This window comes from Citreicoccus inhibens (genome assembly GCF_019039035.1).
GTDB classification, from domain to species: Bacteria; Myxococcota; Myxococcia; order Myxococcales; family Myxococcaceae; genus Citreicoccus; species Citreicoccus inhibens.
In genome coordinates this window covers 1-21,867 of sequence record NZ_JAHNZT010000054.1, presented here as the reverse complement: position 1 = coordinate 21,867, position 21,867 = coordinate 1, and the positions used below count along the sequence as shown (strand labels likewise).

Annotated in this window: 23 protein-coding genes; 20 read left to right on the top strand and 3 right to left on the bottom strand. The window is 66.8% G+C overall.

Going from position 1 to position 21,867, the window contains the following annotated elements; translation table 11 throughout:
• Positions 1-916 precede the first annotated feature (916 nt).
• On the top strand, positions 917-1,099 hold the full coding sequence (locus KRR26_RS34075) for a hypothetical protein (RefSeq protein ID WP_217081869.1): 183 nt from the start codon (positions 917-919) through the stop codon (positions 1,097-1,099).
• Between the two features lie 803 nt (positions 1,100-1,902).
• On the opposite strand, the gene KRR26_RS34070 is transcribed toward KRR26_RS34075, so the two are convergent.
• Both KRR26_RS34070 and KRR26_RS34065 read right to left on the bottom strand, forming a co-directional pair.
• Positions 1,903-2,361, bottom strand: a complete 459-nt coding sequence (locus tag KRR26_RS34070) for an SLATT domain-containing protein (RefSeq protein ID WP_217081868.1) — start codon at positions 2,359-2,361, stop codon at positions 1,903-1,905.
• A 94-nt stretch (positions 2,362-2,455) separates the two neighbouring features.
• A complete protein-coding gene (locus tag KRR26_RS34065) occupies positions 2,456-3,361 on the bottom strand; it encodes a hypothetical protein (protein ID WP_217081867.1) in 906 nt (301 codons plus the stop codon).
• 343 nt (positions 3,362-3,704) lie between these two features.
• On the opposite strand from KRR26_RS34065, the gene KRR26_RS34060 reads away from it, so the two are divergent.
• From KRR26_RS34060 to KRR26_RS33980, 17 genes are all read left to right on the top strand, one after another.
• Entirely contained in the window at positions 3,705-5,735 is a 2,031-nt protein-coding gene (locus tag KRR26_RS34060; protein WP_217081866.1) for a phage portal protein, read from the top strand.
• Positions 5,732-6,013, top strand: a complete 282-nt coding sequence (locus KRR26_RS34055) for a hypothetical protein (protein ID WP_217081865.1) — start codon at positions 5,732-5,734, stop codon at positions 6,011-6,013. The genes KRR26_RS34060 and KRR26_RS34055 overlap by 4 nt, the downstream gene beginning before the upstream one ends.
• Entirely contained in the window at positions 5,994-7,073 is a 1,080-nt protein-coding gene (locus KRR26_RS34050) for a head morphogenesis protein (RefSeq protein WP_217081864.1), read from the top strand. Before KRR26_RS34055 ends, KRR26_RS34050 begins: the two co-directional genes overlap by 20 nt.
• Positions 7,074-7,117: 44 nt before the next feature.
• Complete coding sequence (locus KRR26_RS34045; RefSeq protein WP_120211093.1) at positions 7,118-7,585, top strand: hypothetical protein; 468 nt, start codon at positions 7,118-7,120, stop codon at positions 7,583-7,585.
• 400 nt (positions 7,586-7,985) lie between these two features.
• The gene (locus KRR26_RS34040) at positions 7,986-9,335 is read left to right on the top strand and encodes an XkdF-like putative serine protease domain-containing protein (RefSeq protein WP_217081863.1); all 1,350 of its coding nucleotides are present in this window, start codon (positions 7,986-7,988) and stop codon (positions 9,333-9,335) included.
• On the top strand, positions 9,332-10,033 hold the full coding sequence (locus KRR26_RS34035) for a hypothetical protein (protein WP_217081862.1): 702 nt from the start codon (positions 9,332-9,334) through the stop codon (positions 10,031-10,033). The genes KRR26_RS34040 and KRR26_RS34035 overlap by 4 nt, the downstream gene beginning before the upstream one ends.
• 43 nt (positions 10,034-10,076) lie before the next feature.
• Positions 10,077-10,688 carry a phage major capsid protein gene (locus tag KRR26_RS34030; protein ID WP_217081861.1) on the top strand — a complete coding sequence of 204 codons (612 nt, stop codon included), beginning with the start codon at positions 10,077-10,079 and terminating at the stop codon, positions 10,686-10,688.
• 101 nt (positions 10,689-10,789) lie between these two features.
• Complete coding sequence (locus KRR26_RS34025) at positions 10,790-11,017, top strand: hypothetical protein (RefSeq protein WP_217081860.1); 228 nt, start codon at positions 10,790-10,792, stop codon at positions 11,015-11,017.
• 8 nt (positions 11,018-11,025) lie between these two features.
• Positions 11,026-11,409 (top strand): hypothetical protein, encoded by a 384-nt coding sequence (locus tag KRR26_RS34020; protein WP_217081859.1) that lies wholly within the window; start codon positions 11,026-11,028, stop codon positions 11,407-11,409.
• 1 nt (position 11,410) lies between these two features.
• A complete protein-coding gene (locus tag KRR26_RS34015; RefSeq protein WP_217081858.1) occupies positions 11,411-12,049 on the top strand; it encodes a hypothetical protein in 639 nt (212 codons plus the stop codon).
• Positions 12,049-12,573: a hypothetical protein gene (locus KRR26_RS34010; protein WP_217081857.1), complete on the top strand. Its 525-nt coding sequence runs from the start codon at positions 12,049-12,051 to the stop codon at positions 12,571-12,573. The genes KRR26_RS34015 and KRR26_RS34010 overlap by 1 nt, the downstream gene beginning before the upstream one ends.
• The gene (locus tag KRR26_RS34005; RefSeq protein WP_328707261.1) at positions 12,570-12,848 is read left to right on the top strand and encodes a hypothetical protein; all 279 of its coding nucleotides are present in this window, start codon (positions 12,570-12,572) and stop codon (positions 12,846-12,848) included. The genes KRR26_RS34010 and KRR26_RS34005 overlap by 4 nt, the downstream gene beginning before the upstream one ends.
• On the top strand, positions 12,845-13,486 hold the full coding sequence (locus KRR26_RS34000) for a hypothetical protein (protein ID WP_217081856.1): 642 nt from the start codon (positions 12,845-12,847) through the stop codon (positions 13,484-13,486). Before KRR26_RS34005 ends, KRR26_RS34000 begins: the two co-directional genes overlap by 4 nt.
• Positions 13,487-13,493: 7 nt before the next feature.
• On the top strand, positions 13,494-14,090 hold the full coding sequence (locus KRR26_RS33995; protein ID WP_217081855.1) for a hypothetical protein: 597 nt from the start codon (positions 13,494-13,496) through the stop codon (positions 14,088-14,090).
• Positions 14,090-14,992, top strand: a complete 903-nt coding sequence (locus KRR26_RS33990; protein WP_120211105.1) for an IPT/TIG domain-containing protein — start codon at positions 14,090-14,092, stop codon at positions 14,990-14,992. Before KRR26_RS33995 ends, KRR26_RS33990 begins: the two co-directional genes overlap by 1 nt.
• 346 nt (positions 14,993-15,338) lie before the next feature.
• Positions 15,339-17,555, top strand: a complete 2,217-nt coding sequence (locus KRR26_RS33985; protein WP_217081854.1) for a phage tail protein — start codon at positions 15,339-15,341, stop codon at positions 17,553-17,555.
• Positions 17,556-17,566: 11 nt separating this feature from the next.
• Entirely contained in the window at positions 17,567-18,031 is a 465-nt protein-coding gene (locus KRR26_RS33980) for a phage tail protein (protein ID WP_217081853.1), read from the top strand.
• On the opposite strand, the gene KRR26_RS33975 is transcribed toward KRR26_RS33980, so the two are convergent.
• Positions 18,032-18,682: a hypothetical protein gene (locus tag KRR26_RS33975; RefSeq protein ID WP_217081852.1), complete on the bottom strand. Its 651-nt coding sequence runs from the start codon at positions 18,680-18,682 to the stop codon at positions 18,032-18,034.
• Positions 18,683-18,775: 93 nt separating this feature from the next.
• On the opposite strand from KRR26_RS33975, the gene KRR26_RS33970 reads away from it, so the two are divergent.
• Both KRR26_RS33970 and KRR26_RS33965 read left to right on the top strand, forming a co-directional pair.
• Complete coding sequence (locus KRR26_RS33970) at positions 18,776-19,546, top strand: hypothetical protein (protein ID WP_217081851.1); 771 nt, start codon at positions 18,776-18,778, stop codon at positions 19,544-19,546.
• 191 nt (positions 19,547-19,737) lie between these two features.
• A partial coding sequence (locus tag KRR26_RS33965) for a phage tail tape measure protein (protein WP_217081850.1) occupies positions 19,738-21,867 on the top strand: 2,130 nt, incomplete at its 3' end.

Below are 21,867 nucleotides of genomic sequence, written 5' to 3'. Positions count from 1 at the left end.
CGCCCGGCCCCAACGCACAATTGATTCCGTCAGCTCTCGAGTAACCGACGTGCGGTCGTCTCCGCAGCGAAGGCGCTGGGCCATCAAGAACTCTCCCAACGCGCGGCTCCTTTCTGTTGTAACTCTATTCTGCATTGTGGGCCCCTCCCCCAATCACTCTATACTGGCTCCGGAGTTCGACGACCGATTCGAAGGGATGCTTGCGTTAGGCTAGAACCGCACCCCTCACCACAGCTCAGAGCCCCGCTGCCGTGCGCGCGCTGACCTCCAGTCAGGCATGCCTCCGAAAGGGGTACGTCGAGCAGATGCGGCGCCGCGTTCAGACCTCGCTCCAAGGCCACCAGTCCGCAGACTGCTGGAGGCCGACGTCTCGCAGGTTGCCGAGGCCGCGGTCGCCAACGCCGTCGAGGTAGGTAGCATTGGACCCTCGCATCAGCGCCTTGTCCGCCGCCTCGTGGAAATCCACTACGAGGAAGGCGTGCTCCGAGCCCGACGGGTTGCGCCAACAGCGAACGGAGGCACAAAATTACACAGGCCGACAGAAATTAATTTCTAGATAATCAAGCAACCGAAGGAAAAAACTCCATGCCGTACAGCCATGGCAACACCCTTCCCCTCACTAGGAGTTCATGCAATGAAGCATTCGCGCTCGATTGCCGCCATTGTGGGCCTTTCGATTCTGTTGACGTCAAGCCTCGCAATGGCGCGAAGCATCCCTGGCTTCAGTGGCTACACTCCGAATCCGGCTGACGCAAGCTGCTGGGTTTTCGGCCGCAACTCGCTGGGTGCCGTCAAGAACAACTGCGCAACGACCAAGACTTGGCTCATCCCCCTCGCCGTGGACGGAGCGGGCAATTACTCAGTCACTGTGTATGGATTCGCAGCGACTGCCGCTACGAACATCTCGTGTACCGCAGTGGGCGCCAACATCTCATCCGACTACCAGTGGTGGTCCCAGACGGCGGTGCTGCCAGCCACTGGCAGCAACCAGTACATGGTCCTGACTGGGGCATACGTTCCGTCCGGGGGCAAGCTGTACCTGTCGTGTGACGTGGGCGCCTATGGCTTCATCCACGGCGTCGTCTGGGCCCAAATCTGAGGTTGAAGAATAGGGCCTCGTCTGGATTCGCCAGCGCCGCGTCTCTACGCGGCGCTGGACCACACCAGCGTGCTGCGCCGGTAGCGGTCGCCGTACTGCGGTACTGACAGAAGGAAGCACGGCAGGGCTCAACGCCTCGTCGCCGTTCACGCAGTGACCTTCAGCCAGGCCTGCCGCCGGAGGGGGTACGTCGAGCAGATGCGGCGCCACGTCCACACCTCGCTCCGCGTCCACCAGTCCGCAGGCGGCCGGAGGCCGGCGTCGCGCAGGTTGCCGAGGCCACGGTAGCCGACGCCGTCGAGCCGGAAGGGGGTTGGCCTCCAACACCAGCACCTTGTCAGCCTCCGGGTGGTGCCCCAGAACGAGGAAGGTGTGCCCCGAACCCCACTGGCTGCGCCGCCCCTGGGTACGCGTCCAGGGGCGGGATGGCGCGCCTACCGACAGGACAAGCAGCGCTAGCGGCGACTGCCTTCATCAGCTACCGCAATCCATGTCCCATGAGACGAGTTGGCCTGCACCGAATTGCGCATTCGACACCACACATCTCTCACCAAGCAAGCACCGGCTCCAGATTACTTCCCTGGCAGCCGAGCAACATTCCCATCCAACACATCAGCAGAGACAGACGGAGCAGTTTTCGCAGACACTCGCGCCCCATCGAATGACGGCACTAGATGTTCACCACTCACACCACGCCCCCCGCCTGAGCTATCACGCTCCTCGCTCTTCTTCTTCTCGCGGCGCGCCTCCACAAATGCCCATTCATTGACCGCGAGGCTGCTCTCCCGAATCTGAGATTGCTCCTAAATCAACGCCTGAAGAATCTCCGCACGACGCTGATCGCTCTCCTCCTCGAGAATCAACACATACCTACAGCGATACTTGAGCGCCGAGTAGCGCTTGCCGGTACTCTCATGCGACTCGGCCTTCTTGCCAGGCTGCTGAGATGTATTGAGCGCAGCCAATGCCGAGGAGACGAGAGCAGCACCAACTGCCACCCAGGCGAATGGCGACCCAGAAGAGGGGGCACTCAACGCAAACGCGCTAGTCCCACCTGCCGTCCCTGCCGCAAAAATCGCAAGAGGGATTGATATCCCCAAATCAACGCGGCGCCACCTCCGGGCCATCGCATAATGACTGCGCGACGCTATATTTACTGCATCCTCAATCGCCCCAACAAGGAGCCCAAACCCCTCCTTGCCGACACAGTCTTTTGAGCGACCATCTTCGTTCTCAGCAGGAGCAGGGACCACTTCTGGCATAATCCCCCCAGAAACAAATCCAACATTCAAACTCCAACCAACACGCGACGACTCAAACCTCCGACGACAATCCGCCCCACACCGCCTCGGATTTTCATACCCCAGACAGGGTGCGCTCCTTGACCTTCAACCAAGCCTGTCGCCGGAACAAATAAGTGGAGCAGATTCGACGCCATGTCCACACATCGCTTCTCGTCCACCAGTCACCGGGCGGCTTGAGGCCAACTTCATGCAAACTACCAACACCTCTGTATCCAACACCTCTGAGGCCGTAGTAGTAGTTTGACTCCAGAATCAGCACCTTGTCCGTTGCCGCATGATGTTCAACGATGAGAAACGTGTGACCATTACGCCACTGATTACGCCATCCCTGGATGAGCGTCCAGGGATGCGGCGGACAGTCCGCATCCGGGGGAGAGATAGCCATACCGGATTCTATGGCAGCAGTAACTGGCGAGAAGTAGTCTTCTGCAGAAGAGACCATCATCTGCCGGTGGCGACGGGCATCCCAAGCAAAGGCAGCGCCATGGACATCCGAGAAGGCCTTCACCACTAGTGCCTCTACAAAAGTACAACAGTTATTGCTCCGAGGCGGAGCAAGCGGCACGCGGACACCAGGCAGCTCCCAGGGATAGCGCGCTTCATCCAGGTCGTAGCTATACTCTTGAAACTCCGCCAACCGTGTCGTGAGCGCACTTTCAGGCACCGCCAACGGGTCGTCGTCAAATGCCAGTCGAGTTGTGGCTGGCGGCTTCTCCATATTGACAAGCAAGGCATAGCGCTGGGTGCGCCAACGCACACAAATCCACGTGTCGAGCGCGCCCAGCGTCGGTACCTCCAGGCGGACATAGTCAGTGTCCGCCGTCGGGTAACCTTGCTTCTCCTCAAGCACGACATAGTCGCCGGCCTCTACGTAACCCTCGAACTGTCCGGCTGAGTCCGGCTGGACGTAGCCGCGCAACCGAATAGCCAGCCTCGCAACACGGTACGTATCTGACATGCCCCCTCCCCGGCGCGTGCAATTGACCATGAAGGATAGCATCAGCTCAGCATCACAGGTCAAATCGCCGCATAGACCGACGCTGGCGCCCCTGTAGAGACTGGGCCCCACAGAAACCACCAGGACTACTCCGCTTGCTTTGCGGCCAGATGAGCGCGAACAGCCCACTGGGCCCGACAATGGGGAGTTGCGCGCTCCAGCAAGCAGTCGGACACCGCACGGGTAGGCCCTCAGCTGGCATCGGATGTCCCCGATTTAGGGTCCAAGACCTTTGTTCCCACTGAAGGTGAGGCACGCGCCCAACCGCCCTCTCACGTGAGAGGCACCCCTCCCACCGCGCGCATTGCCTCCACCTGACACCGGAGGACCGTGTGCAGCGCGACGTCAAAGTCTTCGTCCTCTCCTCTTCCTCTGCCTCGGGCGCGGCGCGCCCAGGGACTGGATTCACCGTCGAGTCCTCGACTTCGGACGGACTCCTGGATGCCGTTCGCGCGGAGGTGGCAGCCCGCGGCCAGCGCGTGCGTGCCGTCTCTCACACCCCCACGGGCCTCGTGGCCTACGTGGAAGACCGCTCGTGACAGGGCCGGCCGATGTCCACCAAGCCGAGGAGCGCCTCCAGGCCATCCTCAAGGCAGTGGTGGTGGGCGCGCGTGTGGACGAGCCCGCCAGTCGCCCCGGTGGCGAGGAGTCCTCTGCCTTCTCCGACGCGGGTGCCCTCACACCTCCCTATGAGCCAGAGGCCCTCTGTCTCCTCGTCGAGCACTCCAACTCACTGCGACAGAACGTCGACGCCTACGCGACGAACATCGACGGCTTCGGGTACCGCTTCGAAGCGTCCATCGACTTCGAGGCCGATGGCGCCCGCGAGAAGGTGGCCGATGCCATGGCCCTGGAGCGCCTGGCCGCGCGTGACGCGGGCACTCTGCCTCCGGGGACGCCCCTGCGCCCGACGGAGGAGGAAGTCGCTACGCATGCCGAAGAAGTGCGCCAGCAGGCTCGAGTGGAGAAAGCCCGCTTGGAGTCCTTCTTTGATTTTGCGTGCTTCGACTCCAGCTTCGTCGAACTGCGTCGCCGCACACGCCACGACCTCGAGGTAACGGGCAATGCGTACTGGGAGGTGCTGCGCGACGGGAAGGGAGACATCGCCCGCTTCGTGTACGTCCCCTCCTTCACCGTGCGCCTCCTCCCCTTGGACAAGGAGGCCGTCGAGGTGCGCGAGCGCGTGAGAGTCTCCGCCGTCAGCTTCGACACCGTCACCACCCGCCGACGCATGCGCCGTTACATCCAGGTGCAGGGCAACGAGCGCGTGTACTTCAAGGCCTTCTCCGACTCGCGCGCCATCTCCCGCCTCACCGGCCGCACCTTCCGGGACGTCGCCGCACTCAAGGCCTCGGACACCTCGGACGGCCCCGCCACGGAGCTCATCCACTTCGCGATTCATTCGCCACGCTCGCCCTACGGCATTCCTCGTTGGGTGGGCACCCTCTTGTCTGTCCTTGGATCCAGAGAGATGGAAGAGGTCAACTACCTCTACTTTTCGAACAAGTCCGTCCCACCTCTCGCCCTGCTCGTCTCCGGAGGAAGGCTGTCTGACGCCTCAGTCCCGCGAATCGAGCGATTCATTGAGGAGAATCTGAAGGGCAAAGCCAACTTTCACAAAATCCTCATTTTGGAGGCCGATGGCTCCGGCACCGGCGATGGGGGCCGCGCGAAGATTGAGCTGCGCCCCTTGACAGACGCACAGCAGCAGGACGCGCTCTTCCAGGAGTACGACCAACGCAACATCGACAAGGTCGGCGGCGCGTTTCGCCTGCCACCGCTGCTGCGCGGCGATGGCCGAGACTTCAACCGCTCCGTGGCCGAGGCTCAGCTCCGCTTCGCCGAGGATCAGGTGTTTCAGCCCGAGAGAGATGAGTTTGACTTCCTCCTCAACCGCAAGGTGCTCGCCGACATGGGCGTGCGCTTCTGGCGATTCCGCAGCCAGACGACGGCCACGAGAGACCCTGAGCGCATGACGGAGATGGTGGAGCGCCTGGTGCGCGTGGGCGTGCTGACTCCCGAGGAGGGCCGCCAGTTGGCGGGCGACATCTTCCATCGCGAGTTTCGCAAGATTGGGGACGACTGGGTGAAGCGCCCGCTCACGCTCACGCTCGCGGGTATTCAGACGGGCGTCGAGGACTTGCGGCCCCAGAAGGACAAGGGCGCGCTCTTGGGCGAGGCCAAGCGCCTGCTCGGACTGCGCGAAGAGCTTCGTGCCGAGGAGGAGCGTCTGGCCCAAGGACGCCTGGCGCTCGCACGCCGCCACATGGACGCCGAGCACATCCCCGTGCCGCAGGAGGAGTTCGACAGGTGGTTCTCGGCGAGGAAGTCATGACGCCCGAGCAACTCCAGCGCGCGTGGGTTCTCCAGGCCCAGGCGGACGCCGAGCGCGGTGTCCTCGAGTGCCGCATGTGCCGCATGCGCGGCCTCCTGGAGGAAACGACGACGCTGTGGCGCAACGGCCTACTCGTCTTCGCACTGTGTGACAGGTGTGCGGGCAGCCACGACGTTGTCTTCTCCCCCACTCCGGCTGGCGTCGAGGTGCGCGCCAGGCGCCGGCGCCCGACGGAGCTCGTGACGCAGGAGGCCCTCCATGTGCGTAGCCACCCCTGACAGCCTGCTCCTCCTGCATGAGGCGCGGGCGGTGGCGGACACGCTCCTGGGCGACGTCCTGCGGCTACCGGTGGCCAAGGCCCTGGACGTCGGCACCGCCGCGGGCATGGACCGCGCCGTGGCTCTGCTTGCCGCGCGCCTGCGCAGTGCAGTCGGGCAGGCGGAGGTGGACGCCATGCGGGAAGCAGTGTCCGTCCTCGACGTGGACTGGAGGACGACGACAGCCGCCCAGCGCAGGCGCCTCGTCGCCCAAGCCCTGGAGGCAGCCGGCCGGCAGACAGCCTTCATTCCCTCTCGCATCCAGGCCCCCCTCGGTGACGCAGCCGATGAGGTAGTCGCTTCTACCCGCAGCCACGCCCGAAGAGAGCAGGGACTCGCCCTCGCCGCCCGCTTCAACGCGATGGACAGGCGCGTGGCCCACCACATCGTCCGGACCCAGGGCAACTACGTGCGGGACGAGTACGGGCGCAGGCTGGACGCCTTCGGCAAGGAGGCCCGGCGCCTCGTGGCCGAAGGGCTTGAGGCCGGCATGGGGCGAAGCGACATCGCCGAGTCCTTGGAGACGGCAGCGCGCGGTGCCCTCATCGAGCGGGCCCGCTTCTACTGGGAAGTCGTGGCGGGCAGCTTCATCGGCACGGGGCGTTCCTTCAGTCAGATGAGTAGCTACGCCGAGGCCGGAATCCGCCGCTACCGCATCGAGGCGGTTCTCGACGCGGCCACCACCCAGGCGTGCCGCTACCTCCATGGGCGAACCTTCTCAGTGAGCGACGCCCTCCAACGCTTCGAGCGCGTCGAGGCGCGCGAGCGCCCGGAGGATGTGAAGCAGGAGTTGCCCTGGGTGCGCGAGCGTCTCGACGCGGACACCGGACGCGCCCTCCTCTACGTCAACCGAGGTGGCCAGGAAACGCGCCTGGCCGAGGTGCTTCGCTCCGCTGCCGGCAACCATGACGACGTCGGCGAGTTCCGCTCGCTCGTGTCAGACAGACAGCTCGCGGAGGCGGGCGTCGGCTTCCCGCCGTACCACGGCCTCTGTCGCACCACGACACTCGCCGTCGTGTGAAGGCCAGGCGTGCCGCTGGGTTTGGGCCTACACTCGCCGCCGCTATGGACTTCATTGCATTCGACATTGTTGACGATGACGTCCCTCATCGCCTCGGCCTCCGCATCCGCATCAACGAGCGTCAGCTGATTGACTTGGTGCGCGCGTTCGAACACCCCATGGCCATGCGGGAGGGGCGCCCAAACATCGCGGGCGCCTACACGTGGCTGGCCTGCAGCGAGGACAGGAGACATCCGGCGCTGGACTTCTACGCCCCCCCTGCCGCGAAAGACGACGCTCACGCCGACCGCATCTCCGTGCTGACCTGCGGCGATTGTGGCGAGCCGGGCTGCTGGCCTCTCGTATGTCGAATCGAAGTGCGACGGGACCAAGTGGTTTGGCGCGACTTCGCCAACCCCCACCGCGGGCCCAACAGTGCCGCGGGTGAGTGGAGCTATGAAGGCTTCGGCCCCTTCGTGTTTGAGCGCCAAGCCTACGAGAAGGCCCTTCAGCCACTCATCGCGGAGAGATGAAGAACCCAGGACTCTCCGCCCGGTGATTCAGTGAGCCTTCGCGACACGCATCCAGTCGCTGGCCACGGTGACGACGTTGGTGAGTTCCGTTCGATTTGGCCAGGCGGCTCTCGGACAATCCATGGCCTCTGCCGCACCACGATGCTCGCCGTCACGTCAGTACAGTAGCGATGTCCCCGATTTCGCGCCGCAGGCCTTTGTCTCTTCCGGAGACGAAACGCCATGCCGGCCACCTCGACACCACCCCCCACCTCTCCTCCGACGCCGGAGGGCAACGCAACGCCGCAGGAGCCGACCTCCACCGCCAAAGCTGAGGCGACACCCATCGTCTGGCCCCGCGACCTGAACCTCCCCACCTCGGGCGAGCTGACGTGGGGGTTCGACCCGGAGGGCTTGCGCGATGGGTAGCACTCTCTCCAAAGCCCTCGCTCGGGCTCGACATGTCCTGACATCTCTCCAGGCGGGTGTGCCAGTAGAGAAGACTGTCTGGGGCTCTCCAGCGGGAAAGAAGCGTCTGGCGAAGCGCCTGGTGGCCATGCTGCCCGCGCACAAGACGTACGTGGAGCCCTTCGCTGGCAGCGCCGCCGTGCTCTTCGAAAAGGAGGCCGTGGACGTCGAGGCCATCAACGACGCGGACACCGAAATCGCCAACGCGTACCGGCTCATCCAGAAGCTGACTCCTGCGGGCTTCTCCAAGCTGAAGAAGCTGCCGTGGGTGGGCGACGAGAAGACCTTCAAGAGCCTCTACGACGCCACACCCAAGGGCGACGTGGAGCGCCTGCACCGCTTCTTGTATTTGACGCACTTCAGTTACGGAAAACTGCGCGGCCGCAGCTTCAGTCCCAACGGCGCGGGCGTCGAGGCGAAGACGCTCGCGCGGATTGAGCAGTTCGCCCCACGCCTCAAGCGCGTGAAGGTGTACTCCGGGGACTATGAGAAGGTGGTCCGCCAGTACGACGGGAAGGACACCGTCTTCTTCTTGGACCCGCCCTACCCTGGCTACAACGTCGACGTCGGCGAGGGCGACTTCGACGAGGAGCGCTTCTACGGCGTCCTCAAGTCGCTCAAGGGCCGCTGGCTCATGACGTATGGAATCCGAGGCAAGCTGCCCGGACTGCTGAAGGGCTCCGGCTTCGTGGTGAAGCGCATCCGGACGCCGCGCACCATCGCCGCCATGCGCGGCGTGGGCGGCCCTTCCGTGCTGACGCAGTTGCTCGTCTCCAACTACCAGCCCGCCGCGAAGGCGCTGGAGGGTAGCGACGACTTCGCCGTGGACGACTGGCAGCCGGAGGAGTCGCCCGACACCGCTCCCTTCGTCACCACGACGGCCCTCCTCAAGGGCGTCTCTCCCGACGACGAGCGGTACGTCCTGGGTGTCGTCCTGGAGCCGGAGGCGGTGGACGCCCAGGGCGACATCTACTCTGCCGCAGAGATTCGCCAGGCGGCCCACCGCTTCATGCAGGACTTCGGCGGCCTGGGCCTCATGCACCAGATGCGCGTCAACGGGCACGTCAAGGTGCTGGAGAGCTACCTCACCCCCGTCGACTTCGCCTTGGGCGAGGTGCAGGTGCGCAAGGGCACCTGGCTCATCGCCGTGCGCGTCCTCTCGGACGAACTCTGGGGCCGAGTGAAGGACGGCCAGCTGACGGGCTTCAGCATTGGGGGCACCGCACGCCGGCTCCCCGAGGCCTCTACCGAGACGCCCCCTTCCGACACACCCGCCGCTGACTCCCAGCCGGAGGCCGCATGACGAGCAGCACCCAAGGCGCCGCGCCCGTCCACCGCCTCGTCGACATGGTGGTGGAGGAGGTGTCCCTCGTGGACCGAGCCGCCAACAAGCACCGCTTCCTCCTCGTGAAGCGCGACGGAGACACCATGGACGACGCTCCCCAGGACACGCCCCAAACAGAAGGCGCGAGCAGCACCACCTCGGACACCGCCAAGGCCGACGGAGAACTCCTCACCACAGCCCAGCAAGCCCTCGAAGCGGTGACAGCCCTCGTCGAGGCACTCGCCTCTACGGAAGGCGCCGACGACGTGCGCGTGGTGGAGGTAGCCCAGCACCTGCGCGCGCTCGCGGACGTGTTGGACGCTGACGAAGACGACTCCGAGGAGGACGTCGAGGCGCGCGAGAAGTCGGCCACCGCGCCTTCGGCGCCAGCTCAGTCCACTTCACCCGCGCCCGCATCTGTCCCAGCCACTGTGGCCCCCGCCGTCATGGAGAGCCTCACCAAGCTCACCGACGCCATCCGCGCGCTGGAGGGCTCCTTGAAGGAGCAGAGCCAGCGGTTGGGGCGCGTGGAGAAGCAGCATGGCCTGCCCAACAGCAGCGCCTCCTCGGAGCGCCCACCGAAGCCTCCCGTCGAGGACGTCGGCTGGCCGCTGGACCTCAACAAGCCCCTCAACCGGGAGAGCGTCGACAAGGCCCTCTCCTTCCACGACGTCTGACGTCCCCCCGCCCCAGGAAGCCTCTCAAGCCGAAGGAATCCCCATGAGCCGTCTCGACAACAGCACCCTCTTGGCCAAGGCGGACCTGGCCCTCGCCGACCTAACGGCCGGCGGTGGCATCCTCCAGCCCGTGCAGGCGCAGAAGTTCATGCGCCTCCTCATCAAGCAGTCCGTCCTGCTGCAGCAATGCACCGTCGTCCCCATGGCCGCCCCCAAGCAGCAGTTCAGCAAGCTGAAGTTCGGCAGCCGCATCCTCCGCCCGGGCCAGGAGGCCACCGCTGTCCCCACCGCGCAGCGTGTGAAGCCGGACCTCTCCCAAGTGGAGTTGGACGCGAAGCTCTTCAAGGGCGAGGTGCGCCTCAGCGACGAGGTGTTGGAGGACTCGATTGAGCGCGGCGAACTGCGCCAGACGCTCATGGAGATGATGGCGGACGCCATCTCCCGCGACATGGAGGAAATCCTCGTCAACGGAGACACGGCCTCGGCGGACCCATTCTTGTCGACATTGGACGGCGTGCTGAAGCAGGCCACGAGCAACGTCGTGGACGCGGCCGGCGCCCCCATCTCCAAGGACGTCCTCGGAGACTTGCTCAAGTCGCTGCCCTCGGAGCACCTGCGCGACAAGAGCAGCATGGGGTTCCTCTTACCAGCGTAGACGCGGACCTGGACTACCGCAGCACGCTGGCAGAGAGGGCCACGGCTGTCGGCGACAAGTTCCTCGAGGGTGACACGCCAGTCCTCTACTCGGGCGTCCCAGTGCGGCCGATTCCCCTGTGGCCCGAGAACCTCGGCGCGACGAATGACCGCACGGCAATCCTCCTGACGAACCCCAAGAACATCCACGTCGGCATCTGGCGGCAGATTCGGCTCGAGTCCGCGCGCGACATCTCCGAGGGGACGCTGAAGGTGGTGGCCACGCTGCGCTTCGACGCGAAGTTCGCCGAAGAGTCCGGCACCGCCAAGGCCATCAACGTGCAGCTGTGAGGCCCACCATGGACAACACCAACACCCTTTTCGTCCGACTGAAGGCCTACGACGCGCGCCGGGGCCATGTGCTGCGGCGCTACACGTATGCCGGCATCAAGTTTCAAGAGGAGCGCGGCTGGTACCGGGTGGCGAAGCCGGTGGCGGACTACCTGCGCACCGTCCACCAACTGCCCAGCGACAACTACTCGCCGCTGGCCTTCGACGTGTGCACGGAGGCCGAAGCGAAGGCCCTCGACGCCACCGAGTCCGATGAGGCCAAGACGAAGCGCAGCGCCAGCGACGAGCTGAAGCTGAGCCCTGCGCGGCCCGCCGGCACGCTGACGACGGAGGACCTCCCGAAGGCCAGCGAGGAGAAGGACGCGCGCCGCGCCAAGCGGGAGAAGGACTGACGTGTACGCCACGGTGGCCGACATGCGCGCCGAGGGCGTCACCCCGGCCATGGCGGGCGACACCCGCCTGGCCGTCCTCCTCGAGGAGGCGACACGCACCATCGACAAGGTGACGGGGTGGCACTTCGAAGCGCGCTCGGCCACGTTGCAGTTGGACGGGCGAGGCACCCCCTCTCTCTGGCTTCCGGTGCCGCCCATTCGCCTCTACCGCCTCGCGCTGCATGGCGAGGACGTGCCCTTCTCCCGGGCGCACCTGGTGGTGGTGGGTGCTCCGGTGGGCCCAGGCTTCGACGGCCCGCGCCTTACCTTGCGCCACGGGCGCGTCTTCCCGCGTGGCCAGGGCAACGTCACCGTGGGCGCGCGCTGGGGCTACACCGAGGCGGACGGGACGCCCGAGGGGCGCACGCCGCCCGCCATCCGCCGCGCCTGCATGCTTCTCGTCCTGCGCAGCCTCTCGCCGTTGGCGGACGAGGACTCGCTGGAGGAGCGCACGCGCTGGCGCGTGGTGGAGGAACGCACGCGCGAACAGAGCTACCGCCTCGACAGCGTGCGCCCCTCGGCGCGGCCTCTCACCGGCGAGCCGGAGGTGGACGCGCTGCTGTCGCCCTACGTGAGGCCCTCACTGCCCGGAGCGGCCTGATGCGAGGCAGGCTCATCTTCCCCTTCTTGGCGGAGGTGTACCGCCTGGACACGGCCGCCATGGCAGGGCCCGGCCCAGGGCCTCACGCCAGTGGCTACGACGCGGACTTCCGCGAGCCCGTGTTGGCCGACATGGACGACGACGGCCTGGCCGAAGTCTTCCGCCGCGAATTTTCACCCGTGCGTGTCCCCTGCCAGGTGGAGCCGGAGGCCTTTGAGTCCTTGCGCATGGCCCCTTCCGGCAACAGCCCGCGGACGAGTCTCGAGCTCGTCTTCCACTTCCGAGACTTGGAGCGCCTCGGCCTCGTCGACGCGGCCACGGGTGACGCCCTCATCCGCCCCAGCGACAGGCTGAGCAGCCTCTACGACGTCACGGGCACCCTCGTGCAAGCCGTGAGGACGCCGCCCGGACTGTACGTCACCGAGGCGCGCCCCACGGGCTTCGGGCTCCACCGGCGAAGGCCACGCCGCAACCTCCTGCTCGTCACCTTCAACGACAGGCCACAGGCCCGAGGTGTCTCGTGAAACTGCTTCTCGCTGCGCCACTGCTCGCCACCGCCCTCTTGGCCCGCTGCAAAGCCCCGGACGGCTGTACGTCCATGGCCACCCGCTGCGCGGGCAACGTCGCCCAAATCTGCAACGCGGACGGCAGCTGGCAGGTGCTCGTCGACTGCGACGCCGTCAGCAATAACAGCGGCGCCGCCTTCACCTGTGCCTACGTGAATGAGGAGGACGCCGCGGGCTACACCTGCGTGCCGGCCGACTCGGACGCGAGCCGTGCGCAAGGCGGTGTCCTGTGAAGGGTTACCTCCAGTCGCTGCCGGGCTTCGGCCCCCTCTTCCAGCGCGACATTCAGCCCTCGGAGGTGGTGGCCTTCTGGCAGTCCATGCAGGAGCGCTTCCGCACGAAGACAGCCAGCAAGGCCGACTCGCTCGAAATGCGGCTCGCCGCCGAGGCCCTCCAGCGCATGGGCATCCTCGACAAGCAGCGCTTCCTCGAGCGCTTCACCACCACGGTGGGCCGCACCCTCTACCTGCCGTTTGAGGTGGGTGTGCCTCAGGGGGGATGGGACTTGTGGGGCCAAGTCGTGGTGTGCGTCCACGAGCACCAGCACGTCGTCCAGCATGACGAGGAGGGCCCCAGCTACGAGCTGAACTACCTCACCAGCCCCGCCTCTCGGGCACAGTACGAGGCCGAGGCCTACACCTGCAACCTCGAGCTGCACTACTGGCGATACGGCTCCACGCCCTCGCCTCGCGCGCTGGCGGAGAAGCTCCGCGGGTATGGCTGCCGGCCCGAGGACATCAAGGTAGCCGCCCACACGCTGGCCCTCACCTCAGCGTCCGTGCGCCGAGGCGCCGTGGTGCGCGAGGCCACCCACGCAGCCCTCGAGTGGCTCAACTCGCACGTGCCCCACCTGCGGGCAAAGCAGGACTGAGGCAGGCATGGCCGTCTTGCGCACTGGAGACTGGGCTCGGGCCCGCCAACTGCTGGAGGCGGGCGCCTCGCGCCTGGAGGGGGCGTTGCAGATGGCCCTTCGCCAGGAGGCGCACGCCCTGCGCAACGAGGTGGTGCAGGGCCTCACCCAACAGGCGCCGGGTGGCGAGCCGCTTCGCCCACCCTCGCCTCTCACGCTCGCGGCGCGCCAGTTGGCCGGCTTCAACGGGACGAAGGCGCTCCTCGTCTCCGGTGCGCTGCGCAACTCCATCAGTGTCGTCGTGGAGGGAGACGAGGCCTTCATCGGTATTTCGCGCACCGCGAAGAGTCCAGACGGCGAGTCCCTCGTCGACGTGGCTCAGCTCCAGGAGTACGGCGGGCCTCCCGTCGTCATCCTCATGACGCCGCGCATGCGCCGCTACGTCTTCGCCCTCATGCGCAAGGCGGGCCAGGTGCCCACCGGCGGCAGCGGGCGCGGCGTCGTGGTGACGCAAACGGCTGCGCGCCCCTTCCTGCGGCCTGCCTTCGCGCGGTTCCGCCAGGGCGCCAGCCGTCGCTTCCTTCTGCGCGTCGCCAAGGAGTTGGACCTCGGAGGGCCAGGGTAATGGCCGTCCCCTCCCTCACGTCCGTGACGCCCCCTTCGGGGCCCACCAGCGGCGGAGACATTCTCCGCCTCGCTGGCGTGGGCTTCGCCGCGCGGGTGGCCGTCCGCCTGGGCGCACTGCGCGCGGAGGTGCTCTCCGTCCGTGAAGAGGCGGGCACCTCGTATGCGGACGTGCGGACACCGGCCCACGAAGCGGGCCGTGTGGACGTGGAGGTCCTCAACCTCGCCGCGGACGGTCGCCCCATTCCGGGACAAGCCGTCGTCCTGCCGGGGGCATACCGCTACCTGCGCCCGCGCATCGCCAAGGAGGCGGACCTCACGCGCCTCGTGCGCACGCTGCTGCGCGCGCTGAAGAAGCAGGTGGTGGCCAACGTCAGCGCCAGCGTCTCCGTCGACTACGACGACTCGGTGGCGGACGGCCTCAACGTCATCGCCATGGCCTCGCTGCCCTCGGTGGTGTTGTCGGGCCCCACGCTGCGCGAGAGTCGCCGCTACTCCACCAACGTGCTGCACGAGGACGTCGCAGAGGGCCCCTCCGGCGTGGAGCTGGTGCGCAGGCGCCCCGCGTACACGGTGGACTTGGCCTTCACCCTCACGGTGGCCTCCGAGCGTACCGCCGAGCTCTTCAACCTCCTGGCCGCCGTGGCCACCTTCCTCAACCGCAACCGGTGGCTCGTCATGCCACGCAACGCGGACGACGCCTCGCGCGGCACCGTCCGCTGGGAAATGGACGCGGACGGCGAAGCGCGCACGCAGCTCGGCAGCCGCGACGACGTGCGCGCCTTCACTTGGGGATTCCTCGTGCGCGGCTTTGACGTGGACGAGGGCCTACCCCTCGACATCGGCAAGGCCGTCGCCGAGGCGCATCTCGACACGGACTCTCTCTCTGGAGGCACCTCATGAGTGTCACCCTCACCAATGCCCTGGGCAGGCTCCTCACATTCCTTTTGTCCCACGAGGCGTACTGCCTGGCCTGTGGCGAGTGCGCCTGCAGCCTGCAACCAGGCCGTGGAGGCCGCCGACTGCCCGCCTCTCTCACCCTCGCGGCCGGAGTCTCGCTGGCAGGCCTGCCGGAGGCCGTCCTGCAAGTGGCGTCCGTGGCCGCGGCTGTCCGCCGAGGCGACGTCGCGGTGAAACGCCAGGTGGCGCAGGAGGCTCGAGCGCCTGTGTCGAGCCCCGCGCTGCCAGCCCCGTCCCACTCCATGCCGGAGGCCGCTGCGCGTGCGCCCCGGAAGAAGCGAGGTGCGCCGTGAGCCGTGAGTTGCTGTCGTCCAAGGTTGTCGTGGTGGAGGAGGAGCCCCGCGTCCGCGGCATCCCCTCCGCGCCTACGTCCGTGGCGGGGGCCGTAGGCCTGGCGGAGCGTGGCCCCATCGGCAAGCCCGTGCTGTGCACCACCATGGAGGACTACCAGGCCACCTTCGGCGGCTTCACGCCGGACTCGGACTTGGCCCTCGCGGCCATGGGGTTCTTCGAGAATGGCGGCAGCCACCTGTGGGTGGTGCGCACCGTCCATTACGAGGACGCCGCCAACCCCGAGTCGCACACGGCCACGCGGGCGACGGCAGCGCTCACCACGGGCGGCGGGCCCACGCCCGCTGTCGCCTGGGGCACCCTCCGCCCTCCCTTCACTCTGGCGAACGGTCAGCACCTGGAGGTGGCCGTCAACGGCGGCGCGGCGGTGGACGTGGCTTTCGCTGGGACGGCGGCCTCCGTCGTAGCGAGCCGCCCGGGCCCCTATGCGCTTACCGCCGGCCAGGCGCTCCGCGTGCGTGTCGACGGCGCGCGGGACGTCTTCGTCTCATTCAGCGCGGGGGACTTCGCCGACGCGACGCAGGCCACGCCGGAGGAGGTGGCTGCTGTCCTCAACGCAGGCCTCGTCGGGGGACGCGCCACCGTCGAGGCCGGCGCGCTGAGAATCTCCAGCGACACCCTCGGGGCGGCCAGTCGCCTGGAGGTGGGCGACGAGGTGGCCAACGCTGTCTTCGGCTTCCCGCTTGGGCCCCAGGTGGGCACGGGCAACGTCCAGAGTCTGCGCGCCGTTGAGCTCAACGAGGTGCGCTCCCTTGTTGAGGCCTCGGTGGCGGGCGTGCGTGTGGAGGCGTCTTCCCTGGGGACGCTGCAGCTGCGCACTCTGGCCACGGGGCCTGGCGCTTCCCTGCGTGTGCAAGGGGACGCGAGCCTCGGGCTGGGGCTCGACTCGCTGCTGCATCAGGGCGCGGCGTCCGGAGACATGGACGTCCTGCGCCTGGCTGCCACGGACGCGGGCGCCTACGCCAACCGGCTGGAGGTGGAGGTGCGCGCCGCCACCAACGGCTCGCCCGACTCCTTCGACGTCCTCATCCTCGAGGACGGCACCTACCGCGAGTCCTTCCCCAACCTCACAAGCATCGAGGGCGACGCGCGGTACGTCGAGCGCGCCCTCAACGACGCGCGCACCGGCTCTCGCTACGTCGAGGCTTTCCTGGTGGAGCCGGGCGCCGTCCCGGACGTGCAGACGGTAGCCCTCTCGGGTGGCTCCGACGGACTTGTTGGCCTTGGCGACTCCGACTTTATCGGCTCCGAGGCGACGAAGACGGGCCTCTACGCGCTGGACTCCGTGCAGGAGCTGTCGCTCCTCCTGGTACCCGGCCGGGCCACGCCTGCCGTCCACAACGCCATGGTGCGCTACTGCGAGGTGGCGCGCGACGGCCTGGCCTTCGCTGTCTTGGACTCGCCCGCGGGCTACGGCGCCACGGACATCGTCTCCTATGTCTCCGAAGAGGCCGCCCTCGAAGGCCTGTCCGAGCACGCCGCGCTGTACTGGCCCCGCGTCAAGGTGCTCAACCCCGCGCGCGGCGTCTTCGGCAACGTGGAGCAAGTCGTCGTCCCGCCCTCCGGCATCATCGCGGGCGTCTTCGCGCGCAACGACTCCGCGCGCCCGGGCGGTGTGTATGACTCGCCCGCGGGCATCGAAGCGGGGCGCATGCTGGGTGTCCTCGGCTTCGAGTCCAACGAGGTGCTGGAGGAGAAGAAGCGCGACGTCGTCTATCCCCACCGCGTCAACCCGCTCACCACCGGGCCCGGCTTGCCGCGCTTCATCGACGGCAGCCGCACGCTGAAGGCCGGCGGCAACTTCCCCTACGTCGGCGAGCGGCGCGGGGTGTCCTTCATTGAGAAAAGCCTCAAGGCCGGACTCGAGTTCGCGAGGCACCGCAACAACACCGAGGGACTGCGCGCCCAAGTGCGGCGATTCGTCAGCGCCTTCCTACTCGTGCAAATGCGCAACGGAGCCTTCCGCAGCATGGAGCCTGAGAAGGCCTTCTTCGTTGACGCGTCCGAGTCCCTCAACCCTCCGTCCGTCGTCTTCGCAGGCCAACTGGTGGCGCGCGTGGGGCTCGCTACCAACAAGCCCGCGGAGTTCATCGTCCTGCGCATCGCCCAGGACACCCGTGCTCTCGAAGCCGAGCTGGCCTCGGCGGGCGCGTAAGGAGTCTCTCCATGGCCGTCATCGGGCAGCCACGCAGCTTCCATAAGCGGTTCAAGTTCCTGGTCGAGATTGATTCAGTCTCGTCAGCTGGTTTCCAGAAGTGCTCCGAGTTGTCCGTCGAGGTCGCCAACGTCCAGTACTTCGAGGGCGGCTCGCTGATTCCGAACAAGTCCCCGGGGCGCCTCACCGTCTCGGATGTCACCCTTGAGCGAGGCGCCACGCAGGACCACGAGCTCTTCGACTGGTTCCAGGACGTCGTCCATACTGCCAGCGGCTTGGGCCTGCCGGACATCCTCTACAAGCGCAACCTCGACATCGTCCAGCAGGACAGGGACGGCACCACGCTGCGCCGGTGGAGCCTCTCTCGCGCTTGGCCGGTGAAGTTCGTCGCAGGCGAATGGGACAATGAGAGTGATGAAGTCGTCATCGAAAGCGTTGTCCTCACCTACGACTTCTTCGCACTGGCTCCCATGTAATCAACCGCCCTTCTTCTTTGGCTTCGGCAGCTTGAAGAAGGTTGGGAACTCCTCGGACATGAACTCGTGGAGGCGGTAATCCACATCCTCCAGGTCAATCTGAACGTCGCCGTCCCGGACTTTCTTCGGACGAAGTGTCAGAGCCACTCGCGGGTCGACTTCGACCAACTCGTGTGGTTCGCAGTCGGCAATCCATTCGTCGAGGGTAATGACTGCTTCCGTTCTGCTGCGTGCGTAGACGAAGCTGACCGTGCGGTCAGGCCACTGGACGGCGAATAGCCGAGGCGAGGCTGCAGGCTCGGACTCTGCTTTCCGCGCTTCCGGATTCGGATGAAGGTTGCCGTAGACGGCGCTGACGCCCATCTCAAGCAACTTGTCCTCCTTCTCTTGACTGAGCCGCTTCGGGAGTGCTGCGCCGAGGTCAGCGAACACGCTACGCAACGCATCGAGGGCGTCCTCCCGAGTCTTCCTCTTCAACTCGGGCGTCACCGGGCTGTCGGAGCGGTACCCCTCCTCAACAGCCCAATCCATCATGTCGCTCAGCGTCGTCATCATCCCCCAGGCCTCAAGACAGACGACGAGGCGACGGGCCTTCTCCGGGTGGTCGCGAAGCCAACGAGCAAACTCCAACGGAATGACATCAGCGGGCATGGGAAGAACTCTACCCTGCCCTCCTAGCCATCCATTGCCCTTTGATGTCCCCGATTTGCCGCCCAAAGCCTTTGTCCTTCCCGGAGGAAGGCCATGGCGGAGATCACTTGCCCCTCGGGGCTGACGGGCCGCATCCGCGGCATGAAGGTGCGCGAAGAGCGCGTCCTCGCTGACCGCAAGCTGGCGAAGAGCGGCGGCCAGGTGGACGAGCTGCTCGCCGCATGTTGGGAAGAGATGCTGGACGCAGACCCCTATTCCTTCGCCGACGGAAAGGTGAACTGGGGCCAGGTGCTCCAGGGGGACCGCTTCTTCGCCCTGCTCCAGATTCGCATCCTCACCTACGGGCCCGAGTACGTCTTCGCCGTCCACTGCCAGAGCGCTTCGTGCCGAGCCCGCATCGACTGGGAGCTGGACTTGACGCAGCTGCCGGTGCGCTCCCTCACGGAGGCCAGCCGCGCGGCCGTCGTCGCTGGTAACCGCTTCGAGACAACGCTACCTGATGCCGGCAAGCGCGTGCGATTCCGGCTGATGACTGGCGAGGACGAGCGACGGCTGCCGCAGCTCCAGCGTGCCGCGCCGGAGAAGCTGCTCTCCTCCGTCCTCGCCTACCGGGTACTGGACGTCGACGGCGTGGACGCGCGCGACAAGCGGCGCTTCATCGAGGACCTCACCCTGCGCGACGCCGACTTCCTCGTCGACGAGTTCGACCGTGTGGACTGCGGCGTGGACACGACTCTCGAGGTCGAGTGCCCCGAGTGTTTCCTACGCCAGGAGGTGGAACTCCCTTTCGACCGAGGCTTCTTCCTTCCGGGGACGCAGCGGACAGCGAGACGCCGGGAGCGCTCCACCTCTTCCCCGGCGTGACGCTAGAGACGTGGCGCGAGGGCCTCTTCAACCTGTGCTGGCAGCAGCACGGGGGAAGCGGCCTCACAGCCTCTCTGGGTGACGCCCTGGAGCTGCCCACCTCGGACAGGGACTGGCTCCTCGAGCGCATCGGCCAACAACGCAGTCGCGAGGCGAAGGCCTTGGGGCAGTCCTCGAAGCGAAGGTAGCGATTGCTCAACAACTTTGGCATGGGTTTCGTTTTCACCGCTCGGGACTTGGCCTCGGACACGTTCCAAGGCGTCGAGCGCAACTTCACATCCCTCGACAGGCGCGTGGGGTTGGGCACGGCTCGCATTGAGGGGGCCTTCCAGCGGCTCGGCGTCGGCATGGCCCTCGTCTCGGCTGGGGCCGTCACCATCGGCGCGTCGCTGTCCCTGGCCAACGCCGCCGGTGAGTTCGGGCAGGCCGTGGCGGGCGTGGCCGCCGTCTCCGGAGCCTCGGCCGAGGAGTTGCGGCAACTTCGTGACGCGGCCCTTCAGGCAAGCCTCGCCACGCAATTCACGCCCACCGAGTCCGTGCTCGGCCTGCGAGAGCTCACCCAGGCCGGCTACACCGCCGCGGAGGCAATGAAGCTGCTGCAGCCCGTCCTGGATTTGGCCGGAGGCTCGCTGGGGGAGCTGACGCCCCAAGGCGCCGCGGGCCTCGCGTCGCAGGCGATGAAGGCCTTCGGCCTCTCAATCGACAAGGCCTCCCTCTCCGTCGACCAGATGCTCCAGGCCGTCAACGTCTTCGCACTCAACGCGAATGAGCTGCCCCTGGCCCTGGGCACGGCAGCCCGAGGCGCACAGGCACTCAACCAGAAGCTGCCCGAGGCGCTCATCGCCTTGGGGTTGGTCAAGAATGTCGTCCCGGGCGTGGAGCGCGCCTCCACCGCCGTGGCCGTCTCCATGGAGCGCATGGCGGACCCGGAGGTGCAGCAACAGTTGCGCGGCGTCGGTGTCGCCGTCACGGACGCGGGTGGCAACTTCCGCAGCTTCCTCGGCATCCTCGATGAATTGTCCCCCGCTCTCGAGCGCATGACGGCGGCTCAGCGCAGCGCCTTCCTGCTGAAGACGTTCGGCCGAGAGGCTCTCGGAGGTGTGAATGCCATCCTCACGCAGCTCACTGGCGGCGTGCGCAAGCAAACCGGCGAAGTCGTCCGAGGCGGCGCGGCCCTCGAGTACCTGCGCGACGAGTTCAAGCATGCAGGGGGCACGGCCGAGCAGTTTCGCCAGCAGATGCTCGACACCTACGAGGGCCAGAAGAAGCTGCTGGCCGGGCGCATGGAGGCGCTGGCCGTCGTCCTGGGCGAGCCCTTCGATGCGGGGTTGAAGCCTCTCGTCACCCTCGTCGCCGACGCAGTGAAAGGGGTGCTGGGCGTCTTCGAGGCGTTGCCCAGCCCGGTGAAGCGCGCGCTCGCGGCCTTCACCCTGGCAGCTGGCAGTGTCATCGCCCTCGTCGGTGCTGTCGTCTCAGGCCAGGTGGGCCTGGCACTGCTGGTGGTGGGCCTCAAGGTGCTGGGCCTCACCGTGGGCGGGTTCCTCGCCACCGTACTTCCGGCCGTGGGGGCAGTCGTCCTCCTGGGCGTCGCGGTGGCGGGCCTCGCCTACGCCGTCCGCAACAACCTCGGGGGCCTGGGCGACTTCGTCGAGCGTGTCCAGGAGCGGGTGACACTCGCCTTCCGCGGCCTCGTCCAGCTCTTCACCGACGGCGGCTTCTCCGGTGCGGTGCGGGCGGAGCTGGCCCTCGCGGAGAATGGAGGGCTGAAGGACTTCCTCATCAACGTCTACCTGTGGGCCCACCGCATCCACAGCTTCTTCTCAGGCATCGCCGACGGCTTCTCCTCTGGGCTCGAAGCCGCGCGCCCTACCCTCGACGCCTTCCAAGCGACGCTGCAGCGGGTGGGCGAGGCGATGGGCTTCCTCTCCGAGAGGGACGACGCGGCCACGGCTGCGGCGAAGTTCGCCGCTTTCGGCGACGCGGGAGCGACGGTGGGACGCGCTCTCGCTCGCGTCTTCGACTTCGTCGTCCTGGGCATGACGGCCACAGCGGAAGTGGTGGAGGGCCTGGCGAGCCAGTGGGGCTACATGAAGGGCGGCGTTGACGTCCTCTTCGCCAGCCTCCAGCAGTTGGGGCGAGCTTTGGGCAGTGCGCTCTCGGGCCTCTTGGGCACCACCAATGCTGCGCGCGAGGACGGCAGCTTGTGGACTCTCATGGGGCAAGCCATCGGGTTTGCCATCGGCAACATCGCCGCTGTCGTGGGCGTGCTGGTGTCCGTCGTCTCCGCTGTCGTGTCCGTGGTGGGGGGCGTCCTCAATGCG